This is a genomic window from Rhodococcus sp. SG20037 (genome assembly GCF_031763325.1).
In the GTDB taxonomy this organism is placed as follows: Bacteria; Actinomycetota; Actinomycetes; order Mycobacteriales; family Mycobacteriaceae; genus Rhodococcus_F; species Rhodococcus_F qingshengii.
In genome coordinates, this window is record NZ_CP134497.1 from 443,218 (window position 1) to 464,575 (window position 21,358).

Genomic DNA, 21,358 nt, shown 5'->3' on the forward strand with positions numbered 1-21,358 from the left:
TGGCTCAAGGACGCTGGATGAGTGAACCGTGATGTGAAGTCCGTGGCCGAGAAACCCGCAGTCGCACCTTCGTCAGAAGTACGACGGTGGTCCAGTGTGGCTGCATTGGTGCCCGGAGTTGCGTTGTGCGCCTTGGGGGCCACGGTCGCGCTGATAGCCGGTCAGTTCACCTCCGCCGTGAGTCCGTTGCTGATTGCGATCGTGGCGGGTGCGGTGTTGGCGAATACCGTCTCTTTGCCGGCGAAATTCCAACCTGGCCTGGCATTCTCGGCGAAACGGCTACTTCGGGTGGGTATCGCTCTGCTCGGGCTGCAATTGATGTTGTCCGACATCGTCGGTTTGGGCTGGGGAGTGATCGCCGTTGTGGTGGCGATTGTGTTCCTCGGTATCGCCGGGACCATGTATGCCGGAAAACTTCTCGGATTGAGTTGGTCGCAGAGAATTCTGATTGCCTGCGGCTTCTCGATCTGTGGCGCTGCCGCCGTGGCTGCTGCGGACGGTGTGGTGAATGCGCGAGAGGAAGAGTTGCTCACCGCTGTTGCGTTGGTGGTGATCTTCGGAACTCTGATGATTCCGACAATCCCACTGTTGGCCAACGCTTTCGGTATGAACGAGGTCGGTGCAGGCTTGTGGGCCGGTGGGTCGATCCACGAAGTGGCGCAAGTGGTGGCTGCCGGCAGCGCTCTCGGCGCCACCGCGTTGGGTGTCGCGACCGTGGTGAAACTTGCGCGCGTGTTGATGTTGGCGCCGGTCATGGCATTTCTGAGTATCCGGCAACGCAGGATGGTCGACAGCACTGCCGCCAAGCGTCCCCCGCTGATTCCGTTGTTCGTCGTGGCATTCATCGGCTGCATGGGCTTGCGCTCCACGGGCATCTTGCCGGATGAGCTTCTGGGGCTGGCGAAGACGGTGCAGACGGCGCTGTTGGCGGCCGCGATGTTCGCACTCGGGCTGGGGGTGCGGTTGAGCGTCATTCGTGGAGTTGGCGCCCGGCCATTCGTGCTGGCCGCGATTTCCACTGTGTGGGTGGCAACGATCGCCTACGTCGGAGTCGTGCTGGTCAGCTGATCGAGCGCTGAGTCCGCCACGCGCTCGGGCTCATCGAGAACTGAGTGCGAAACCAGCGCGAGAAACTACCCTGCGTCGAAAACCCGAGGTGCACAGCCACTTCGGTCAACGAATAGCGAGGGTTGGAGACAAATCGTTCCGCGAGGGAGCTTCGAACCGAATTGAGAACGGCCGTGAACGTATCTCCGGATTCGGCGAGATGACGGTGCAGTGTCCGCCGGTCGAATCCGAGACTGCGTGCCACCTGCTCGACAGAGCAGCGGCCGGTCGGAAGCAGAACTTCGATCAATTCCTTGGTGCGGCTGAGGGTATCGGAGGTTTCCGAGGCGGGAAGCGAGTCGAGGAACTGGCGAGCGTACGGCCGGAGTAACTCGTCGGAAAGTTGGTTAGCCGCATCCAGGTCGGCGGCGAAGAAAACGATACCGGTGAACTCGTGATCGAATTCCACCGTCTCGCCGAGGATTCGCCGATGCGTGCTCGTGTCTTTCGGGGCATTGTGCGTGAATCCCACGCTGACCGGTTGCCATCGAGAACCCAGGAAACTCCGCAGGATCTGCAGTGTCGCGCCGACTGCGAGTTCGACGCTCTGTCTGGTGTCGACCGGTTCGCCGACCTCGAGCGAGATTCGCAGGGTGGCGAGTCCGTTGACCTCGTTCAATCGAATGCGTAATGACTCGTTGTACGTGTGCTCGTATCGCATCAATACGTCGAGTGCGCTCCTGACGTCTGGCTCTTCCCTGATGACCAAGCTGAGGGGGCCGAGATTGGACAGTCGACGCAGGCCGGCGAGTAGAAGCCCGAAGTCTTCGTGTCCGGACTCCGCTGCCGATCGCTCCAGGAGCGATGCGATGGAGGCGGCCGGTACCCATTGGTCGGGGTTCGCCAGGCTTGCCGGGCTCAGGCCGACACTTCTCATGAGGGCCACAGCGTCCACGTCCACTGTTCGGCACAGGTCGACGTATCGGTTCAGTGACGCGTAGCGGGCGAGTGGCTTCATAGGTCCCCCTTTACTCGATGTCCCGAAATGTTGTGTTGTGTGTCTCGTCAAGTTAAGCATGTGAGCCGGATCTCACATAGTTTTGTCCACATCAGTTCGGCACGACCACGAAGCCGAGCACCGACTTCTGGAAGTTGTTGCGTGCGAATACTGCTCGACCGTAATCGAGTCGAGCCCGCCCACAGAATTGGAGAGCAATGATGGCAAACGCCATTCGGTTCCACGAGATCGGCACACCGTCCGTCATGCGTTGGGAAGAGATCGAGGTAGGACGACCGGGCGCCGGAGAGGTTCGGGTTCGTCATGAAGCGGTGGGGTTGAACTTCGCCGACACCTACTTTCGAAGTGGCCTCTATCCTGCTCAATTGCCTGCCGGGATGGGCGTCGAGGGCGCGGGTGTGGTCGAAGAGATCGGCGAGGGAGTAGTCGATTTTGCAGTGGGGGACCGTGTGACCTACACCGGCAGTCCGCTGGGTGCGTACGCCACCGAGCGGATCATGGCGTCGTCCGACCTGATCGCGCTACCCGACGGCATCGCCTTCGACACCGCGGCCGCCATGACCATGCGAGGACTGACTGCCGCCTACCTTCTACGTCGCATCTACCCATTGAAAGCGGGAGACACCGTGTTGCTACATGCTGCGGCGGGCGGGGTTGGACTGATCTTCACCCAGTGGGCAAAACTGTTGGGAATCAATGTGATCGGAACGGTGTCGAGCGACGAGAAGGCGAGCGTTGCCCGAGCTCACGGTTGCGATGAAGTCGTCATCTACACCCGCGAGGACGTCGTCGCGCGTGTCAAGGAGATCACCGGGGGCGTCGGCGTGCCGGTTGTCTACGACAGTATCGGGCAATCCACGTTCGACATCTCTCTCGATTGCCTTGCCAGGCGGGGGCTGCTGGTGTGCTTCGGAACGGCGTCCGGACCGACTCCGCCGATTCAGGCAATGCAGTTGGCAGTCAAGGGATCACTCTTCCTCACACGTCCGGCTCTCGCCGATTACATCGCGGATCCCGAAGAACGTGCCGAACTGGCGGGCGAACTGTTCTCACACGTCGAGTCCGGGCGAATCAAGATCGAGATCAACCAGCGGTACCCCCTCGAAGATGCGGTGCGTGCGCACCACGACATGGAGTCCGGTCGCAGTATCGGTTCCTCCGTCTTCTCCGTCTGAACCGAAACAGCACTTCCCAGAGGAATTGTCATGACCAACACCGCAACGCTCACAGAAAACCTTCCCTCGTCGAGGAATACGATCCGCGTCGAGAAATTGACCTGTTCGATCGGGGCAGAGTTGTCCGGGGTGGATCTCGGCGAGGTCGCGCGAGATGATGCACTCTTCGCCGAAATCAAGGCATTGTTGCTCGAACACAAGGTTCTGTTCTTTCGCGACCAGACCTTCTCCAAAGCCGAGCACGTAGAACTTGCCCAGCGATTCGGTGAACTCGAGGATCATCCGGCTCTGGGCAGCGACCCCGACCACCCGGGCCTGGTCCGCATCTACAAGGATCTGGACAGCCCGCCGGAGCATTTCGAGAATGCATATCACTGCGACGCCACCTGGCGCGTTAACCCGCCCATGGGATGTGTATTGCGTTGTGTGGAAACACCTCCTGTCGGCGGCGACACGATTTGGGTGAACATGGCACTCGCCTACGAGAATCTGCCGGCGCGGGTCAAGGAGCAGATCAAGGATCTGCGTGCCAGGCACAGTATCGAGTCGACCTTCGGCGCTCGGATGCCGATCGAACAGCGGCACCAGCTGAAGGAACGCTTTCCCGACGCCGAACATCCCGTGGTACGAACACATCCGGAGACCGGCGAGAAGATTCTCTTCGTCAATTCGTTCGCCACACACCTCGTGAACTATCACACGCCCGAGAACGTCCGCTATGGAATCGATTACGCCCCCGGCGCCGGGAATCTGCTCACTTACCTGGCGAGCCAGGCTCAGATTCCCGAGTACCAGGTTCGGTGGCGTTGGACCGAAAACAGCGTCGCGATCTGGGACAACCGTTCGACACAGCATTACGCGGTGCAGGACTACTGGCCCGCGGTTCGAAAGATGGAGCGCGCCGGAATCATCGGCGACGCACCGTTCTGATCTCTCTTCCCAGCCCCGAAGATAAATTCATTCACTCGATCGGAGTCACGCTATGCATTTCCACGACGATTCACTGTTCCCCGAAACCCAGGACAAGCTTGTCATCACCGTTGCTCCCTACGGACCGGAGTGGGAGCCGGACGATTTTGCAGAAGACCTCCCTCTGTCGATGGACGAGCACGTCCAGCAAGCCGTCGACTGTTTCAACGCCGGTGCCACAGTTCTCCACATCCACGTGCGTGAACTCGACGGCAAGGGCTCGAAGCGTCTGTCGAAGTTCAACGAGCTTCTCGGTCGCTTGCGTGAGGCCGTTCCCGAGATGATTCTGCAGGTCGGCGGGTCGATTTCGTTTGCCCCGGAGGGGGAAGGTGCCGATGCGAAGTGGTTGTCCGACGACGTGCGTCACATGCTGGCGGAATTGGAGCCGGCTCCCGATCAGGTGACGATCGCGATCAATACCAGCCAGATGAACATCATGGAACTGATGACCGACGACGACATCGCGGGTACGTCGATGCAGCGTCCGGAATTGGCCGATACGTATCGGGAAATGACTGTGCCCGCCGGTCCGGAGTGGGTGGCAGAGCACCTGCGCCGGTTGCAGGCCGCCGGAATCCAGCCGCATTTCCAGTTGTCCAGTATTCCGCAGCTCGAAACGGTGGAGCGGTTGATCCGACGCGGCATCTACACGGGTCCGGTCAACCTCACGTGGGTCGCAATCGGCGGCGGCTTCGACGGACCCAACCCGTACAACATGATGAACTTCGTCCAGCGTGTTCCCGACGGTGCGTGCCTGACGCTGGAAACGCTGATGCGTAGCGTCCTGCCGGTGAACACGATGGCCATCGCGATGGGCTTGCACGCTCGCTGCGGCAACGAGGACACCATCTGGGGCCGCAAGGGCGAGAAGATGACGTCGGTGCAGCAGATCGAGCAGTTGGTGCGCATTGCAGGCGAATTGGGCCGCGAGGTGGCTTCCGCGAAGGAAGCTCGGGACATCTACCGGATCGGTGAGACGTATGCCGACACCGACGAGACGTTGGCGAAGCTGGGTTACGCGCCCAACCGCCGGATCGGCCAGCTGGGATTCACGCAGCACGCCTGAGTTCGCACCCTCTCGTACAACAGTTCCGGGGGTACGAACCGCGACGGTTCGTACCCCCGAATCCCCCCGTCTACCTCGAGTACTTCCTAGGAGAGTCATGGGACTGCAAGCTCCCGCCACGCCACGTGTGGACACCGCGCTCGGAATCGGCGGACGACGAAAGTTATACCCGTGGATCGTTTTCGCCCTGGCTTTCGGTCTTCTGCTCTCGGACTACATGTCGAGGCAGGTGCTCAGTGCAGTCTTCCCGATCCTGAAAGCGGACTGGGATCTCTCCGATTCGCACCTCGCCTCCCTGAGCAGCGTGGTGGCATTGATGGTCGGGCTGTTGACGTTCCCGTTGTCGCTGCTCGCGGACCGCTGGGGCCGCGTCAAGAGCTTGATCTTGATGGCGGTGTTGTGGAGTGTCGCGACGTTGCTGTGCGCAATCGCTCAGACCTACGAACAGATGTTGGGCGCCCGGTTCCTGGTCGGTGTCGGTGAAGCGGCGTACGGCAGCGTGGGTATCGCCGTGGTCCTCAGTGTGTTTGCGCCCCGCGTGCACGCAGCTCTTGCAGGTGCCTTCATGGCCGGTGGATCGTTCGGTTCGGTCATCGGTGTGGCAATCGGTGGGTTCATCGCAGTCCAGTTCAGTTGGCGGTGGTCTTTTGCCGCCATGGCGATCTTCGGTCTGATTCTGGTCGCGCTCTTCCGTGCCCTCGTCACCGAGAAGAAGCTCACCGCTTACGCCGTCGAGGCCGCGCCGGATGCCGCCGGGGAAGCGGTGAGACACGACGGTTTTCGTGCGCCGGTGTCCTCGCTGTTCACCAATCCAGCCGTATTATTCGCCTACATCGGTGGTGGTCTCCAGATGTTCACCGCCGCTGTACTTCTGGCGTGGTTGCCGAGCTTCTTCAATCGTTACTACGATTTGGCCCCGGACAAGGCCGGCGTCACGGCTTCCGTGTTCGTCCTCCTGGTCGGAAGCGGGATGGTGGTCTGCGGTTTCATCACAGATAGATTCAGCCGCGACGATTCGGCGCGAAAATGGACCACCGCCATCGTCTACTGCGCCATCTCGTTGGTGACGCTGAGCATCGGGCTCCGGTTGGGCACGGGGACAGCACAACTCGTGTTGCTCGGTATCGGTGCATTCTTCTCCGCCGGTTCGTCGGGGCCGACGGCAGCGATGGTCGCGAACCTTACCCATCACTCGATTCGAGCGTCGGCCATGGGAACGCTCACCGTCGCCAACAACCTTCTCGGGCTGGCGCTCGGTCCCTTCGTTGTCGGCATCCTCGCCGATCACCTGGGTCTTCTCGGCGCTCTACAGCTTTCGCCCTTCGTCTATGTCGTCGCGGCCCTCGCGTTGGTAGCCGGCAAGCGTGCCTATCCCGCCGGGATGAGGCGGCTGGCGACGTTGCAGAATCGGCCCGAGATCCCCGGCGCCACTGAAGTAACAGACGTTCGGAGCTCATGATGAATGAATCAACTACGGTAGTAATGGTTCCCGGTCTGCGGGATCATGTCGAAGATCATTGGCAGACTCACCTCGCGCGCAGGCTCGACAACGTTCTGACGGTTCCTCCCCTCGAGACCGACAAGCTCAGTCGCGATGCGCGGGTTGCGGCATTGAACGAGGTGCTGACAAGTGTCTGCGGGCCGGTGGTCCTGGTCGGGCACAGCGCCGGAGTCATGACAGTTGCTCACTGGGCGAGGGCGCATCATCGAGAGGTTGCGGGCGCACTTCTGGTCACGCCGGCGGATCTCGAACTTCCGCTGCCCGAGTCTTATCCGTCTCTCGACGATCTCGACCGACACGGGTGGCTACCGATACCGCGTCAGCGTCTGCCGTTTCCGAGCACGGTCGCGGCGAGTCGGAACGATCCGCTCGCCGGGTATCGCCGAGTTGTGGGTTTGGCTGAAGGATGGGGGAGTCGGTTGCTGGATCTGGGTGAGGTCGGACATCTCAATCCGGCGTCCGGATACGGGTATTGGCCGCGGGCGGAATCGTTGGTGCGGGAACTGCTCGAGTCGGTGTCGCGCGCTGCCTCGTCTCATGCCACGGATTCCGATGCGCAGGAGGAACACAGTCATGCTTGATCTTGCTGCTCTGCTGGAAGACTCGGCCCGGCGGTACCCGGAACGGGATGCGCTGGTTCTCGGGGAAGCGAGGCTGACGTATGCGCAGTTCGACGCGTACGCGAATCGCATCGCCCATCTGCTCGTCTCGCGGGGTGTCGAGCCAGGTGACAAGGTGGCGTTGTCCTGCCCGAACGTTCTCGAGTTCCCGATCGTCTACTACGGCATTCTCAAGGCCGGTGGCGTCGTCGTTCCTCTGAACATCCTGCTCAAGGGGCGCGAAATTGCCTATCACCTGGCTGATTCGGAAGCGAAGCTGTACTTCTGTTTCGAGGGAAGTCCCGAATTACCGATCGCCGAGTACGCCATCGCCGGGTTCGAGCAGAGCGAGACCTGTTCGGCCCTGATCGTGATCAGCGCCGAACCGGGTGCACCGTCGTCGATCCTCGGAGTCGAGACTCTAGGCGAAGCACTGGCATCCGTGTCGGCACGGAAACGCCTGCAGCCGCGGTTGTTCGTGAACCGACGGACACCGCGGTCATTCTCTACACCAGCGGCACTACCGGAAAGCCCAAGGGCGCCGAACTCACTCACTGCAACATGGTCTTGAATGCACTGTCGACCAACCGGTTGTTCGAGAGCGTTCCGTCCATGCATGAGCGTTATCTCCTGACTTTGCCGTTGTTCCACTCGTTCGGCCAGACAGTGACCATGAATGCGGGAATCTGCGTCGGTGCCACCTTGGTGTTGATGCCGCGCTTCGATGCGACCGCGGCACTCGAGATCATGGAACGCGAAAAGATCTCGGTCTTCGCGGGCGTCCCGACCATGTATTGGGGACTGCTCGGCGTGCTGGACGAGGTAGTGAAATCCGGGGTGGATATCGAGACCGTTGCACAGAACATGCGGTGCGCGATCTCGGGTGGCGCAGCGCTTCCCGTCGAAATCTTGACACAGTTCCGGGAACGCTTCGGTGTTCAGATCCTCGAAGGGTACGGGTTGTCCGAGACCTCTCCGCTGGCCTTGTTCAGTGCCCCGGAGAGTGACCCCCGGCCCGGTTCGATCGGCGTGCCGATCTGGGGCGTCGAAGCGCGGCTTGTCGACGACTCTTGGCACACGATCGCCGGCCCCGATGAAGTGGGAGAGTTGGCCATTCGCGGGCACAACGTCATGAAGGGCTATTTCAACCGACCAGAGGCGACGGCGGAAGTCATGCGCGACGGATGGTTTCGCACCGGGGATTTGGCACGGGTCGATACCGACGGAAATTACTACATCGTCGATCGCGCGAAGGACATGATCGTGCGGGGCGGATTCAACGTCTACCCACGCGAAATCGAAGAGGTTCTGCTCACCCACCCAGCCGTCTCACTCGTCGCCGTCGTCGGGGTGCCGGACTCGAGCCTCGGCGAAGAAGTTGTCGCGTTCGTGATCCGAGAGCCGAGTGAAGAGATCTCCGAATCGGATCTCGTGGAATGGTCGCGGGAACAGATGGCCGCCTACAAATATCCGCGTCGCATCGAGTTCGTGCCGTCGCTGCCGATGACGGCAACCGGAAAGATTCTCAAACGTGAACTGAATCAAGCATTTTCGATGGTCTGAGGAGATCGATGACTGACGTTCGAGCAAGTGAAGCTTTTCCCGTAACCCAGGCCATGAAGGATTCGGGTGGCTGGAATCCGTTGTGGGACGGACTTTCGGAGCTGGATCCCGAGTGGACCGAGCTGTACATGAAGACAGCGATGCAGCCCTGGAACAGCGGGGTGCTGTCACCTCAGGTGATCCAGTTGCTGTGCATAGCCGTCGATGCGGCGAGCACACACATGTACGCGCCCGGCGTACGACGCCATATTCGCGCCGCGCTCGACATGGGAGTGACCCCGAAGGAGATTCTCGAGGTGCTGAAACTGACCACCGTCGTCGGGATTCATTCCTGCAATGTCGGCGTTCCGATCCTGATGGAGGAAATCGCGAACCGGTGAGGGCGGTCAGTCCCGCTCGCGGTTCTCCCGTTCCTCCCGCTGACGCTGGAGGAACGGGCTCGGGTTCTGTCCGCCGATCGGACCGTGGCCGAGGACTCCGTGCTCGTAGGCCGACTCCGCGTGCAGGGCAACGTCGATTCCGCGGGCCTCGTCTTCACGCGAAATGCGGAAGCCGAAGGTCTTGTCGATGAGCTTTCCGAGACCGTAGGTCACACCGAAGGCATAGAGCGCGACCACGACGACGCCGACGAACTGCTTGCCCAACTGCGCGAATCCACCGCCGAAGAACAAACCTTCCGGACCGCCCGTCATCACGGCCGTCGCGAGGAGTCCGATCAGCAACGAGCCGACGATTCCGCCGACGAGGTGCACGCCGACGACGTCGAGGGAGTCGTCGTAGCCGAGCTTGTGCTTCCATCCCACGGCGTACGAGCAGACGATGCCGGCGATCAGACCGATGACGAGCGCACCGAACATGTTCACCGTTCCGCACGACGGGGTGATCGCGACCAGACCGGCGACGACGCCCGAAGCTGCGCCGAACGTCGTGGGGTGTCCGTCACGATTCTGCTCGACGAACAGCCAGCCGAGTAGTCCGGTGCAACCGGCGACGAGTGTGTTGAGGAAGATCTGCGAGGCCATACCGTCGGCCGCAAGGGCCGAGCCGGCGTTGAATCCGAACCAACCGAACCAGAGCAGGCCGACGCCGAGCAGGACGAACGGCAGATTGTGCGGACGCATCGACTCGGCCTTGAAACCCATCCGCTGGCCGAGGACCAGTGCCAATGCCAGACCCGACGCTCCGGACACGATTTCGACCACGAGGCCACCGGCGTAGTCGAGTGCGCCCATCTGGGCGAGCCATCCCTGCGGATTCCACACCCAGTGAGCAACGGGGACATAGACGAGCAAGGACCAGATGGGGACGAAGATCATCCAGGCGGAGAACTTCGCGCGGTCGGCGATCGCACCACTGATGAGTGCTGCAGTAAGGATTGCGAACGTCAATTGGAAGGTTGCGAACAACACTTCCGGGACATTCCCGTGCACGGTCGACGGGTCGATGCCCGCCATGCCGATGTGTTCGAGTCCGCCGATGATGCCACCGTGATCGTCGCCGAACACGAGGCTGTAGCCCACGAACAACCACGCGACCGTGACGAGTGCGATGGAGACGAAACTCATCATGATCATGTTGAGTACGCCCGTCGAGCGGACCATGCCGCCGTAGAACAGTGCGAGTCCTGGCGTCATCAGAAGTACGAGTGCAGTACTGACGAGCAACCAGGCAGTCGCTCCGGCATCGATGGTGGCGGGCACAGTTTTCTCCTCACGCACGCGGACCAGCCCGCGTGCACGGAACCCACGATGAGTGCGTGCGGTTTCCTCCGCACTGCGATTGTGTTGCGAACATGTTTCGGGAGAAGTCGGCGTTGCACCCGCACCGGACCACCTGTCGTGGGTCGCCGGTAGTCTTTGCGCGTGGCCCTGTACCGGAAGTATCGACCCGCGTCCTTCGCCGAGGTGGTGGGGCAGGAGCATGTCACCGCACCGCTCAGCACGGCCCTCGACACCGGACGCATCAACCATGCCTACCTGTTTTCCGGCCCGCGCGGCTGCGGAAAGACGTCGTCGGCGCGAATCCTGGCGCGTTCGCTGAACTGTGAGCAGGGACCGACGTCGACGCCGTGCGACGTGTGCGACTCGTGCGTTTCGCTGGGCCCGGGCGGCACAGGCAACCTGGATGTGACGGAACTCGACGCCGCAAGTCACGGTGGCGTCGACGACACCCGAGAACTCCGAGACAAGGCGTTCCACGCACCCGCTGCTTCTCGCTACCGCGTCTTCATCATCGACGAGGCACATATGGTGACGGCGGCGGGTTTCAATGCGTTGCTCAAGATCGTCGAAGAGCCGCCGGAACACCTCATCTTCATCTTTGCGACGACGGAACCGGAAAAGGTTCTCCCGACCATCCGTTCGCGTACACACCATTACCCGTTCCGCCTGTTGGCGCCGTCGACCATGCGCGGACTCCTGGAAAAGATCTGCGCCCAGGAGGGCGTACCGGTCGAGCCTGCGGTGTATCCACTGGTCATCAAGGCCGGCGGCGGTTCCCCTCGTGACTCGTTGAGTGTCCTCGATCAGCTGCTCGCGGGCGCAGGAGAAGAAGGTGTCACGTATCCGCGCGCGCTCTCTCTTCTCGGAGTCACCGACGTCGCGCTCATCGACGAAGCAGTAGACGCCCTGTCTGCCAGTGACGGGGCCGCGTTGTTCGGCACTGTCGATCGCGTGATGGACGCCGGTCACGATCCACGCCGATTCGCGCTCGATCTTCTCGAGCGCCTGCGTGATCTCATCTTGATGCAGGCTGTTTCCGACGCCAGCGAACGAGGATTGGTCGACGCTCCGGAAGCGGAGCTGATCACGATGCGTGAGCAGATTCAACGAGTCGGCCCGGCCACGCTCACCCGCTTCGCCGAGACTGTCCATGCCGGACTCAGCGAAATGCGTGGGGCGACGGCGCCGCGGCTGCTGCTCGAAGTGATGTGCGCGCGAATGCTGCTGCCGTCGGCCTCCGACACCGAGTCAGCTGTATTGCAGCGGCTGGAGCGCCTGGAACAAGGTATTCCGGCTGCCGGAGTCGCGGCTGCTCCTCGCGCGGCAGCAACGCCGGCACCCACCGTGCCGCCGCTCGAACCGGAGATTGCTTCCAAGTTCCAACGGCCCTCTCAACGCAAGGCCGAGCCTGAGGCACGGCCGGAACCAGCCGCGCCTGCTCCAGCTGCGGCGCCGCCGGTTGTGGAGGCTCCTGTCGTCGAACCTCCGGTAGCGGCAGTTCCCGTCGTCGAGACTCCCACTGTCGAGATCGTGGAACCGCCGGTTGCCGAAGCTCCGGTGGTTGAAGCTCCGGTTGCCGAAGCTCCAATAGTTGAAGCTCCTGTGGTTGAACCACCGGTTACTGCTTCTGTCGAGGCGGAAGAGCTGATCGGGCTTGCCGAGCCGGAACCCGACTACGAGCCCGAGCCCGAGTTCGACGAGCCGGCGGTTGCCGAAGCGGCGCCGGTCTCGGCAGGCCCCACAGTCGAGACTCTCCGTGAATCGTGGAACACCTTGCGCAACAAGGTCGGTGAACGAAACAAGGTTCTTCCGGCCATGCTGTCCGCTGCGACGGTTCACGACGTGCGTGGACATGTCGTTGTCATCGCTCACGGCTCACCGGTTCTGGGTGCTCGTGTGACGCAACCGCACAACGCGGCGGTCATTTGCGAGGTCCTTGCCGAAATGTTCGGTGGCACTTGGCAGGTCGAGTATCAAGAAGGTGCGCCTACAGCGCCGACAGTATCGAGCGCAACCAAGGCGACGGAAGCTCCGAGCCGCCCTGCCGCTGCGCCCCGCTTCTCGCGGCCCAGTCAGGAGCGCGCAGCGCAGCAGCCCAAGGCCCCGCAGCCCCAGCGCGGAGATTCGGACGACATTCCGCCGCCCGAGGCCCCCGACTATCCGGAAGACCCTGGACCGGCCCCTGCTCCTGAGGTCGACTACGAGGCAACTCCTCCGCCTGCAACGCCGGAGGACGAGGACGAGATGTTTGCGGAGGCGGCTGAGCCCGCTGATCCGACTGCCAGACGTGATCCCGAGGATGTTGCAAAGGAACTCCTCAAGGACGTCCTCGGAGCTCGCCGCCTCGAAAGCTGAGTTGCCGAGTCGGTCCGTGTGCGTGAAACAGCTGTCGGAATCCAGCTGCACCACTGTGTGATCGAATTGTTATAAGTGCCGTTCTCTTTGTGTGCGCGCGTCTCGAAAGCGCGCCGGCTCGGCCTCGCAAAGCTGAATTGTATGTGGCTGGTTTGCTGGCACATTCGTTCGCTCAGTTCCGGTGTAACGAAACGTCGATTCGGACGATGGTCGCCGAAGAATATCTGGAATTTCTCGTTGTCTGATGGGCATTCGAGTGCTGCTGTTAAATTTCGGTGTGTCACGAATGTTCAGATTGATAGTTGTCGGATGTTTGATTTGCGGGGATCGACCAATTTGGGACATTCGGCGAATTGGCCACATATTCGGCATTGCGGCATTTCGGTGCATATTCAACTGAATATTTGCCGATCGCGAGAAAATGGCGGCCGTGAAACCGGGATCCGGTACGGATGTTCAAGCAGGAGCATGACCGGTTACGAAGCAAATAGGTAACTCCGAGTTACAGCTAACTCTCGATTGCTGTCAAATTGCTGAAACACGTTCATTGCGCCGAACAACCTTTGTTATTTGTTTATGCCTTGAGGTGAATCTGCGTTTTACACACCGATGAGGGCGTGGTTAGTCTTCGGTCGATTGAGTCTCCCGTGGATGCGCGCGAAAATAGGAAGTGTAAGATGACTGAAGATTCAACTAATCCTGCGATTGCGATAGTCGGGATGAGCATGTGGTCCCCCGGTGCACATGATCTGCAAGGATTTTGGGAGAACGTCCTCGCGCGTCGGATGCAATTCCGAAAGTTTCCGGAGTCACGGATGTCCCTCGACGACTACTGGAGCGCGAGCCCTGACGACGTCGACAAGACATACGCCGATCGCGGCGCGTTCATGGATGGTTTCGAATTCGACTGGGTCGGTCGCCGGATACCGGAGCGGACCTTCAAGTCGACAGATCTCACACACTGGTTGGCTCTGGAAACAGCACTCGGGGCTTTGACGGACGCGGGCTACAGCCGAGGATCGGTACCCACTGGACGCAGCGCCGCAATCGTCGGCAACTCCCTCACCGGTGAAGAATCCCGGATGTGGTCGATGCGTTTGCGTTGGCCTTACGTCAAGCGCGCACTCGCTGTGGCAGCCGAAGCGCGCCAGTTGGACAGTTCCGTCGCCGATGCTCTCGCCGAGACGATGGAAGAGGTCTACAAGGGCCCATTGGTGGAGCCGAGTGAAGACACTCTCGCCGGCATGTTGTCGAATACGATTGCCGGCCGGATCTGCAATTATCTCGACTTCAACGGCGGCGGGTACGTCGTGGACGGTGCGTGCGCGTCCGGAATGCTCGCGGTGGCGACTGCAGCCGAAAAGCTGGCGTCCGGCGCGGCCGACTTCGTCTTGGCAGGGGGAGTCGACGTCAGCTTGGATCCTTTGGAACTGGTGGGATTCGCCCGTTTGGGTGCACTGACCCGTGGCGACATGAACGTGTACGACGCAAGCCGAAGCGGATTCATCCCGGGTGAAGGTTGCGGATTCGTGGCCTTGAAACGACTCGAGGACGCCAGGGCGGACGGCGACTACGTGTACGCGACGATTCGCGGCTGGGGCATCTCCACCGATGGCAAGGGTGGAATCACCAAGCCCCGCGCCGAAACTCAGGCCGAGATGATCCGTCGCGCATACTCGCGAGCGGGATTCGCGGCCAGCGAGGTTGCCTTCGTCGAAGGACACGGAACTGGTACTCCCGTCGGAGACCCCGTCGAACTGGCCGGCGTCCAGCAGGCCGCTCAGACGGACGGGCCCGTCGAGGCTCGTAGCATCGGCATGACGTCACTGAAGTCGTTGATCGGGCACACGAAGGCGGCGTCGGGCATCCTTGCGCTGATCAAGGCGACCATGGCCGTCAATCAACGAATCCTTCCGCCGCTCGCCGGTTGCACCGACCCGAACCCGGCGTTCGGAACCGAAGCGCCGGCACTCTTTCCGCTCGTCAACGGTGAGATCAGAGATCCGTCCGAGAAGATGCGTGCCGGTGCGCAAGCCATGGGTTTCGGCGGTATCAACTGCCACGTCGCGATCGAATCGGCTGATGCACCATCCAGCAAGCTGACACCCTCGCAAGACGTCCGCACGATGATGGCGTCGTATCAGGACACCGAGGTTTTCGTACTTTCTGCAGATTCCGCGGTGGACTTGGCGACCCGAGCGCGGGATGTTGCAGATCTGGCGGTTCCGTTGAGTGTTGCCGAGCTGCTGGACTTTTCGGCGAAACTCTCTCGAGTGATCTCGCCGACCGCGCCCTTCCGTGCCGCAGTGGTGGCCGGACGTCCCGCGCAGTTGGCCGAACGCATGCGTCAGCTTGCCGTGATCTGCGAGAACTCCGCTCCTGCATCCGGTCAGGTGAAGGTCGTGAGCAACGAGATCTCGATCTCGAACGCCGTCCACCACGACATCGGATTCCTGTTCCCGGGACAGGGATCCCAACAACTAGAGATGGCGCGCGTGCTGATCGAGCGCTTCGAGTGGGCACGCGAACTGGCGACCGAGGCGGACGGCTGGTTGGAGGGAGTTGGAGCGGAGGCGATCACGCCTCGAATTCTGCGGAACCCGGTCAAGAGCGCTGACGCTGCGGAATTGGCGAAGTGGAAGCGGGATCTCGCCCAGACGCAGTTCACCCAGCCTGCCGTCGCTTTGGCTTCGCTGCTCTGGTTCGAGTACCTCCGCCGATTGGGTGTCACACCCAGTGCTGTCGCCGGCCACAGTCTCGGCGAGTTGACCGCGCTCTACGCGGCAGGAGCTTACGACCAGAAGACGCTGATCACCTTGGCTGCGGCGAAGGGTGCGGCCATGGCTGTCAGTGGTGGTGGAAACGGCGCGATGGCGAGCCTGACCTGCGACCGATCGACGGCTGAGGCGATCATCGCGGAAACAAAGGGTTACGCGACCGTCGCGAATCTGAATACGCCTACACAGACCGTGGTTTCGGGCACCAAAGACGCGGTCGACGATGTGGTTGCCATCGCGAAGACGCGCGGAGTGTCGGCTCAGGCGCTTGCCGTGTCGAATGCTTTCCACTCCGAGATGATGAACGAGGCCGAGCGGGAGCTGAAGTCCACTGCGCCCGTTGACGAGCAAGTCGATTCGCTGACTTGCCCCGTGTATTCCTGCGTCGAAGGGAAACGCGTACAGACGCCACTGGCACTTCGCGAATTGGTCACCAAACAGGTTGTCTCACCGGTCGACTGGGTCAAGACGGTAAGTGGAATCTCGCAGGACGTGGACCTGCTCGTCGAGGTCGGTCCCGGCCGTGTGCTGACCGGGCTCACCAAGGCGATCAATGGGACCGACGGCGTGCGCTGCTTCCCCGTTGCGTCCAAGTCCGGACGCGACGAGGACTTCAATGTCGCACTGGCCGCGATGTACGTACACGGCGCTCAGGTCCGATGGAACGAACTTTTCGACGGCCGGTTCGTGCGCGAATTCGTTCCTGCCGATCAGAAGGTGTTCATCGAGAACCTGGCCGAGGCGAAGCTGACGGTTACCTCTGCTCCCGAACCGCTCGCACTTGGTACGTCCGGCGGGGATCCGGCTGCGGCGCTGGCCGATTACCTGAGCCGACGCGGGACCTTCCTCGTCGACGTGATTCGTGCTGATGTAGGCAGTGGAGCGTCTTCTCCATCTGCTCCGACTTCGCGGGCAGTCACCAACGGCCACGAATCCGTGGCAGCGAAAGCTCCTTCGCCGGTTTCGGCTCCGGTAGTCGAAGAGCCCGCTGACGCGGGCGCTGGGTCCGTCGAAAGTGAGCTGATCAGGATCCTCGCCGATACGACGGGATTCCCCGCCGAGTCGATCACGACGGATCTGCGTCTGCTCGATGATCTGAATCTCGACTCGATCAGTGCGGCAGAGGCTATTTCGAAGGTTGCGCATCAGTTCGAGGTTGTCGACCTCGACCCTGCCGAGTTGGCCAATGCCACGATCGGAGAAGCAGCATCGCTGATCCTTGCGGCATCACCGAATCTCGGTTCTGCCGTTCCAGCAGCGAGTTCGGTGCAGTCGGACGTGTCGCGAATACTGCTCGAGGTAATCGCGGAGGACACCGGATTTCCGGTGGAGTCTCTCGATGTGGATCTCCACCTGCTCGACGACCTGAACATGGACTCGATCAAGGCTGCCGATGCGATAGCAACTGTGGCAACGCGATTGGGTGTTCAGGGTGATCTGGATCCGGCCGAACTCGTCAACGTCAGCCTGGGTGAACTGATCGAAGTGCTCGATCGATCCGCGAAAGAGAAGTCGGGGCAGCAGCAGCCGGTTGCGCGGGCGCTGCCGGTGAAGGCAAAGGGTCTATCAGCCGACAGCTTCACCTGGGTTCGCGATTACACCCTGGAAAAGGTTCGGAGCGAGACAGCGTTGCACGGAGTCCGAGACCTCACGGACACGACGTTTGTCGTCATCGGTGACGACGCCGGTTTGGTCGGAAGGTTGGAATCCGAACTACGAGGGCGTGGTGCTCAGGTCGACATTCGCACATTCTCCGACGGCGCTCCTGCGAATGCACAGCACGTGGTTGCCGTAATGCCGCGTGTGACCGATGATTCCGTCACCGAAATCGGCTTGCGCCGTGGGATCGAACACATGTACAAGATGGTTCCGGCGCAGCAAAGTGGAGGCGCACGAACCACATTGGCAGTGATTCAGTTCACCGATGTCGAGTTGGGCAATCCGGCGCCGGTACCGAGTGCGGCGGCTTTTGCCGCTTCGGTGCATCACGAGCGCCCCGAACTGGATGTCCGCGTCATAGGATTCGACGGCTCGACTGCGGACGCGGTGGTGGCAACCACCGTCGTCTCCGAGTTGGATTCGGTTGCATCCTATGTGTTCGCGACTTACGACACCGAGATGGGACGCACGGCACTGCAACCGCGGGTTCTCGCCTCGAGCGACTACACCGTCCGCGAGAGCGGGTTGGGGAGTTCGGATGTAGTGGTCGTGACCGGTGGCGCGAAAGGCATCATGGCGCAATGCGCTCTGGCTCTCGGCCGAAAGACAGGCGCCGAACTAGTGCTGATCGGAAGCTCTCAGCGACAAGCGGGTGACGAAATCGCTTCCACTCTTGCGGACTTCACGTCTGCCGGTTTGAGCGCTCACTACTATCGCTGCAACGTCACGGATGCTGCGGCGGTGGCCGGCGTCGTCGCCCAGATCGAGGTCGAGGTTGGGCCGATCACCGGGTTTGTCCACGGTGCGGGGGCGAATGTTCCGCGGCGGTTCGAGAGAGTCGACAGCGCTGCGGCTTTCAAGGAGGTTGCACCTAAGGTCCTGGGCGCAGCCAACTTCGTCGAAGCGCTCGCTGATCGTGACCTGAAGCTGTTCGTGGGCTTCTCTTCCATCATCGGATTCACAGGTATGCCCGGAAACAGTTGGTATGCATACGGAAACGAGCTTCTCGACGAAATGGTGGTGCGGTATGCCGCCGGGCACCCGAAGACTCGGACGTTCTCGCTCGCGTACAGCGTGTGGGGGGAGACCGGCATGGGCGCCCGCATGGGCAGTGTCAACCACCTCGCGAAGATGGGTGTCATGCCGATTTCGACGGCTGCGGGAGTGGATCATTTCCTTCGCCTGGTCGACAGCGGACCCGAGGCGAGTCGTATCGTCGTGACCAGTCGACTCGGCGGTCTGGACACCTGGGCGCCGGCAGCACCGGCTCTGCCGGCGGTGTCGCGCTACATCGACCAAGTGGTGACCTGCGAGCCGCAGGTAGAACTGGTTACCCGGACGACGTTGTCCACCTCGGCAGATCCTTTTGTCCTCGACCATGTCTGGAAGGGATCGGCGCTGCTTCCGACGGTGTTCGGGCTCGAGGCGATGTCGCAGGCGGCGGCCTATGTCACCGGACGCGTGACTCTGGGCCGCGTCCGCATCGACGACATCAAACTGGATCGACCGATCGTCGTCGACACCGTCGAGGGCACCAGAGTCGAGATCAAGGCAAGCGTCGTGGAGCAGGATCGTGATGCCGCAGGAACGCGGGTGCATGTCACGATCGGCACCGAACGGACCGGGTACGGGCGGCCCCATTTCTCGGCCGACTTCATCTTCGGACTGGACGAAACACTGCCGGAGTTCGAGAAGGAGTTGCCGCGACCGGTGCTCGACATCGATCCGTTGGACGATCTCTACTCGTGGTTGCTGTTCCAGGAGGGCGATTTCCGCCGACTCGAAGAGATCTCGAGCCTCGATTCCGAGCACATCCTCTTCAGCGCTATTTCGCGAGCCGACCGTAAGCAGCACCTCCTCGGTGATCCCTACTTCCTCGATTCCCTGCTCCAATCGGGCCAGATCATGGTTCCGCGGGAGATCTGCCTTCCGGTCAACATTGCGCGAATCGACATGTACGACGGACGATTCGAGGCTCGTTCGTTCACCGCGTACGCCTACGACAAGGTGCAGACCGAGACCCACATGCAAGCCGACGTGGCGGTGGTGAAGGACGGACGAGTGGTGATGCAGCTCGAGGGATATCGCTCCCAGATTCTCTCCCACGACGAAAGCCGTCCTACGGCTGAGGAAATCGCGGATCCGACTGCGCGCGACGCACAGATCATTCTCGACAAGCTCGCGCAACACAGCCGGGCGTTGGGAGTGAAGAGCCCGCGGGTTGTGGTCGCGCATACCCCGGGGATTCACGAGTTGACCAAGTCGGAACGCCACGAGCAGGAGAAACCGATCGCCGAGGCGGCCGTGAACATTCATCTCGATGAGGATGTGGTGATCAAATGAGTAATGCCTTTGCCATCGAATGGCAGGAAACCGGAAAGCCCGTCGTCGTCGGTGATATTCCACCCTCTGTGGATGTCTCGCTCTCGCACGACGGCAGTAAGTCACTCAGTTCGGCCGGCGACTGGCCTCAGGGATGTGACATCGAACCGATTCGCTCCCGAACCGTCATGCAGTGGAAGGCGCTTCTGGGTTCGGCGCGGATTCCGCTGCTGGACGAGTTGATCGCGGGCGGCGAATCACTCGATCGTGCGGGAACCAGGCTGTGGGCGGCGGCCGAGGCGATCCGAAAGGCCACGGGGCAGATGTCGGTTTCTCTGGCGATGGGCGCCAGGGAGGACGACGCAGTGACCTTCCGCGGCGGCGCAGACGGAAGCGTGGTGGTTCTTACTTTTCCAGCTCTGTTGACCGACAACGAGGAGCGGATTCTCGCGTTTGTGACTCATGAGGAGGATGCGGAAGAACCGGCGCAGGACCCGGCACCACAGTTCGACTCCGGCCCGTTGTCGGCGAAGTCTCTCGCGCAGTTCGATCCGATGGCCTACGGCTCCGACGTGCATGTGGTGGCCCGGAGCGGCTACCCGGCGGTGTCGATCCGGTTCCCCGTCGGGTTCCGGGACGCGTGCAACGTCGGTGGATCAGTGGGGTTCGCGAGCTTCGCGCTGTGGTTGGGCGCTTTGCGAGAGAGGGGAACCGGACCGATCTCGAAGCAGATCGTGGAGGACATGGCGACGGGTCGTTGGGGCATGGTGACCAACAACTCCGAGGTGTTCATCGATGCGAACCTGTACACCGACGACATTGTCGAGGGGACGATCTGGATCACCGAGCTCACCGGTCCGGATCGGGCAACCACCAATCTGCATGTCGAATGGTGCCGGGTCGACGGCGAGACGCGCACTCACATCGGGTGGAGTGCGATGCAGACGACGTGGGTGGAAATCCTCTCCCACGGTGTGGTGGCGGCACGGCCGATGCCGCAGTACTTCCACGATTTCATCGAGCCGATGACGATTCCGACGGGGACGAAGAACATCGCTGTTCCCACCGAACCGAAGAACGTCGATCGTGGTTCCGTGATCCGCTCGGCTCCGATGGTGCCGCGCAATCCGTACCTGCTCGAATCCGAGGTGTTCTCGACGACGTTGCAGGACGGAAACGTCGTGGGCAACATCTACTTCGGCAACTATTACATCTGGCAGTCGAGGGTTCGGGACAAGTTCCTGGTCCGTTCTCAGCGTGAGGCCATGGCGGCCAGAGGCGCTCTCGGGGAACTTCGTTGTGTGCACACCAGGGTTGAGCATCTGCGCGAGGTCATGCCGTTCGACGACGTCCTGGTCACGATGTCCTTGTCTGCCCTCTACGAGAGGGGGATCGACCTCGAGTTCGAGTACTTCAAGGTCAATGAGGACGGATCACGGGAGAAGCTCGCGATCGCTCGGCACAGAACTGTCTGGACGATGCCGGGCGCTCCGGGAGAACTGGAAATCTCTCCGCCGTCGAAACTTCCACAGTCGCTGATCGATTCGGTGCTGGAGGCGATCGACGGAAAGTAGACGGGGGATTTT

Annotated in this window: 13 protein-coding genes and 1 pseudogene; 12 read left to right on the forward strand and 2 right to left on the reverse strand. The window is 61.5% G+C overall.

Annotation, left to right across the window (positions count from 1 at the left end):
• Nucleotides 1–21: 21 nt before the first annotated feature.
• On the forward strand, nt 22–1,068 hold the full coding sequence (locus RHP72_RS02120) for a putative sulfate exporter family transporter (RefSeq protein ID WP_311094247.1): 1,047 nt from the start codon (nt 22–24) through the stop codon (nt 1,066–1,068).
• Here the strand turns inward: RHP72_RS02120 and RHP72_RS02125 are convergent.
• Nucleotides 1,061–2,065, reverse strand: coding sequence for an AraC family transcriptional regulator (locus RHP72_RS02125; protein WP_007731570.1), 1,005 nt, complete (start codon nt 2,063–2,065; stop codon nt 1,061–1,063). The two genes, RHP72_RS02120 and RHP72_RS02125, sit on opposite strands and share 8 nt — an antisense overlap.
• Nucleotides 2,066–2,265: 200 nt before the next feature.
• Here RHP72_RS02125 and RHP72_RS02130 point away from each other — a divergent pair, with 200 nt between their 5' ends.
• The 8 genes and pseudogenes from RHP72_RS02130 (at nt 2,266) to RHP72_RS02165 (ending at nt 9,318) form a co-directional block, all read left to right on the forward strand.
• Nucleotides 2,266–3,240, forward strand: a complete 975-nt coding sequence (locus tag RHP72_RS02130; protein WP_058227143.1) for a quinone oxidoreductase — start codon at nt 2,266–2,268, stop codon at nt 3,238–3,240.
• A gap of 30 nt (nt 3,241–3,270) precedes the next feature.
• Complete coding sequence (locus tag RHP72_RS02135) at nt 3,271–4,170, forward strand: TauD/TfdA family dioxygenase (RefSeq protein ID WP_007731564.1); 900 nt, start codon at nt 3,271–3,273, stop codon at nt 4,168–4,170.
• A 52-nt stretch (nt 4,171–4,222) separates the two neighbouring features.
• Nucleotides 4,223–5,275, forward strand: coding sequence for a 3-keto-5-aminohexanoate cleavage protein (locus RHP72_RS02140; protein WP_042926507.1), 1,053 nt, complete (start codon nt 4,223–4,225; stop codon nt 5,273–5,275).
• A gap of 97 nt (nt 5,276–5,372) precedes the next feature.
• Entirely contained in the window at nt 5,373–6,734 is a 1,362-nt protein-coding gene (locus tag RHP72_RS02145) for an MFS transporter (protein WP_007731563.1), read from the forward strand.
• On the forward strand, nt 6,734–7,357 hold the full coding sequence (locus RHP72_RS02150) for an alpha/beta hydrolase (protein ID WP_042926504.1): 624 nt from the start codon (nt 6,734–6,736) through the stop codon (nt 7,355–7,357). Before RHP72_RS02145 ends, RHP72_RS02150 begins: the two co-directional genes overlap by 1 nt.
• A pseudogene (locus tag RHP72_RS02155) lies at nt 7,350–7,643 on the forward strand (AMP-binding protein); the annotation flags it as partial. The gene RHP72_RS02150 and the pseudogene RHP72_RS02155, both read left to right, overlap by 8 nt.
• An 86-nt stretch (nt 7,644–7,729) precedes the next feature.
• Nucleotides 7,730–8,938: an AMP-binding protein gene (locus RHP72_RS02160; RefSeq protein WP_397517613.1), complete on the forward strand. Its 1,209-nt coding sequence runs from the start codon at nt 7,730–7,732 to the stop codon at nt 8,936–8,938.
• Between the two features lie 8 nt (nt 8,939–8,946).
• On the forward strand, nt 8,947–9,318 hold the full coding sequence (locus RHP72_RS02165; protein ID WP_020905896.1) for a carboxymuconolactone decarboxylase family protein: 372 nt from the start codon (nt 8,947–8,949) through the stop codon (nt 9,316–9,318).
• A gap of 6 nt (nt 9,319–9,324) precedes the next feature.
• Here RHP72_RS02165 and RHP72_RS02170 read toward each other — a convergent pair whose 3' ends face one another.
• Nucleotides 9,325–10,638, reverse strand: coding sequence for an ammonium transporter (locus RHP72_RS02170; RefSeq protein ID WP_003943791.1), 1,314 nt, complete (start codon nt 10,636–10,638; stop codon nt 9,325–9,327).
• Between the two features lie 162 nt (nt 10,639–10,800).
• Between RHP72_RS02170 and RHP72_RS02175 the strand changes: the two genes are divergently transcribed.
• The 3 genes from RHP72_RS02175 to RHP72_RS02185 all read left to right on the forward strand — a co-directional run bounded on the left by RHP72_RS02175 (nt 10,801) and on the right by RHP72_RS02185 (nt 21,346).
• Nucleotides 10,801–13,014: a DNA polymerase III subunit gamma and tau gene (locus RHP72_RS02175; protein WP_311094248.1), complete on the forward strand. Its 2,214-nt coding sequence runs from the start codon at nt 10,801–10,803 to the stop codon at nt 13,012–13,014.
• A gap of 677 nt (nt 13,015–13,691) precedes the next feature.
• Nucleotides 13,692–19,793, forward strand: a complete 6,102-nt coding sequence (locus tag RHP72_RS02180; protein ID WP_311094249.1) for an SDR family NAD(P)-dependent oxidoreductase — start codon at nt 13,692–13,694, stop codon at nt 19,791–19,793.
• Nucleotides 19,790–21,346: a hypothetical protein gene (locus RHP72_RS02185; RefSeq protein ID WP_064073538.1), complete on the forward strand. Its 1,557-nt coding sequence runs from the start codon at nt 19,790–19,792 to the stop codon at nt 21,344–21,346. Before RHP72_RS02180 ends, RHP72_RS02185 begins: the two co-directional genes overlap by 4 nt.
• Nucleotides 21,347–21,358: the final 12 nt, after the last annotated feature.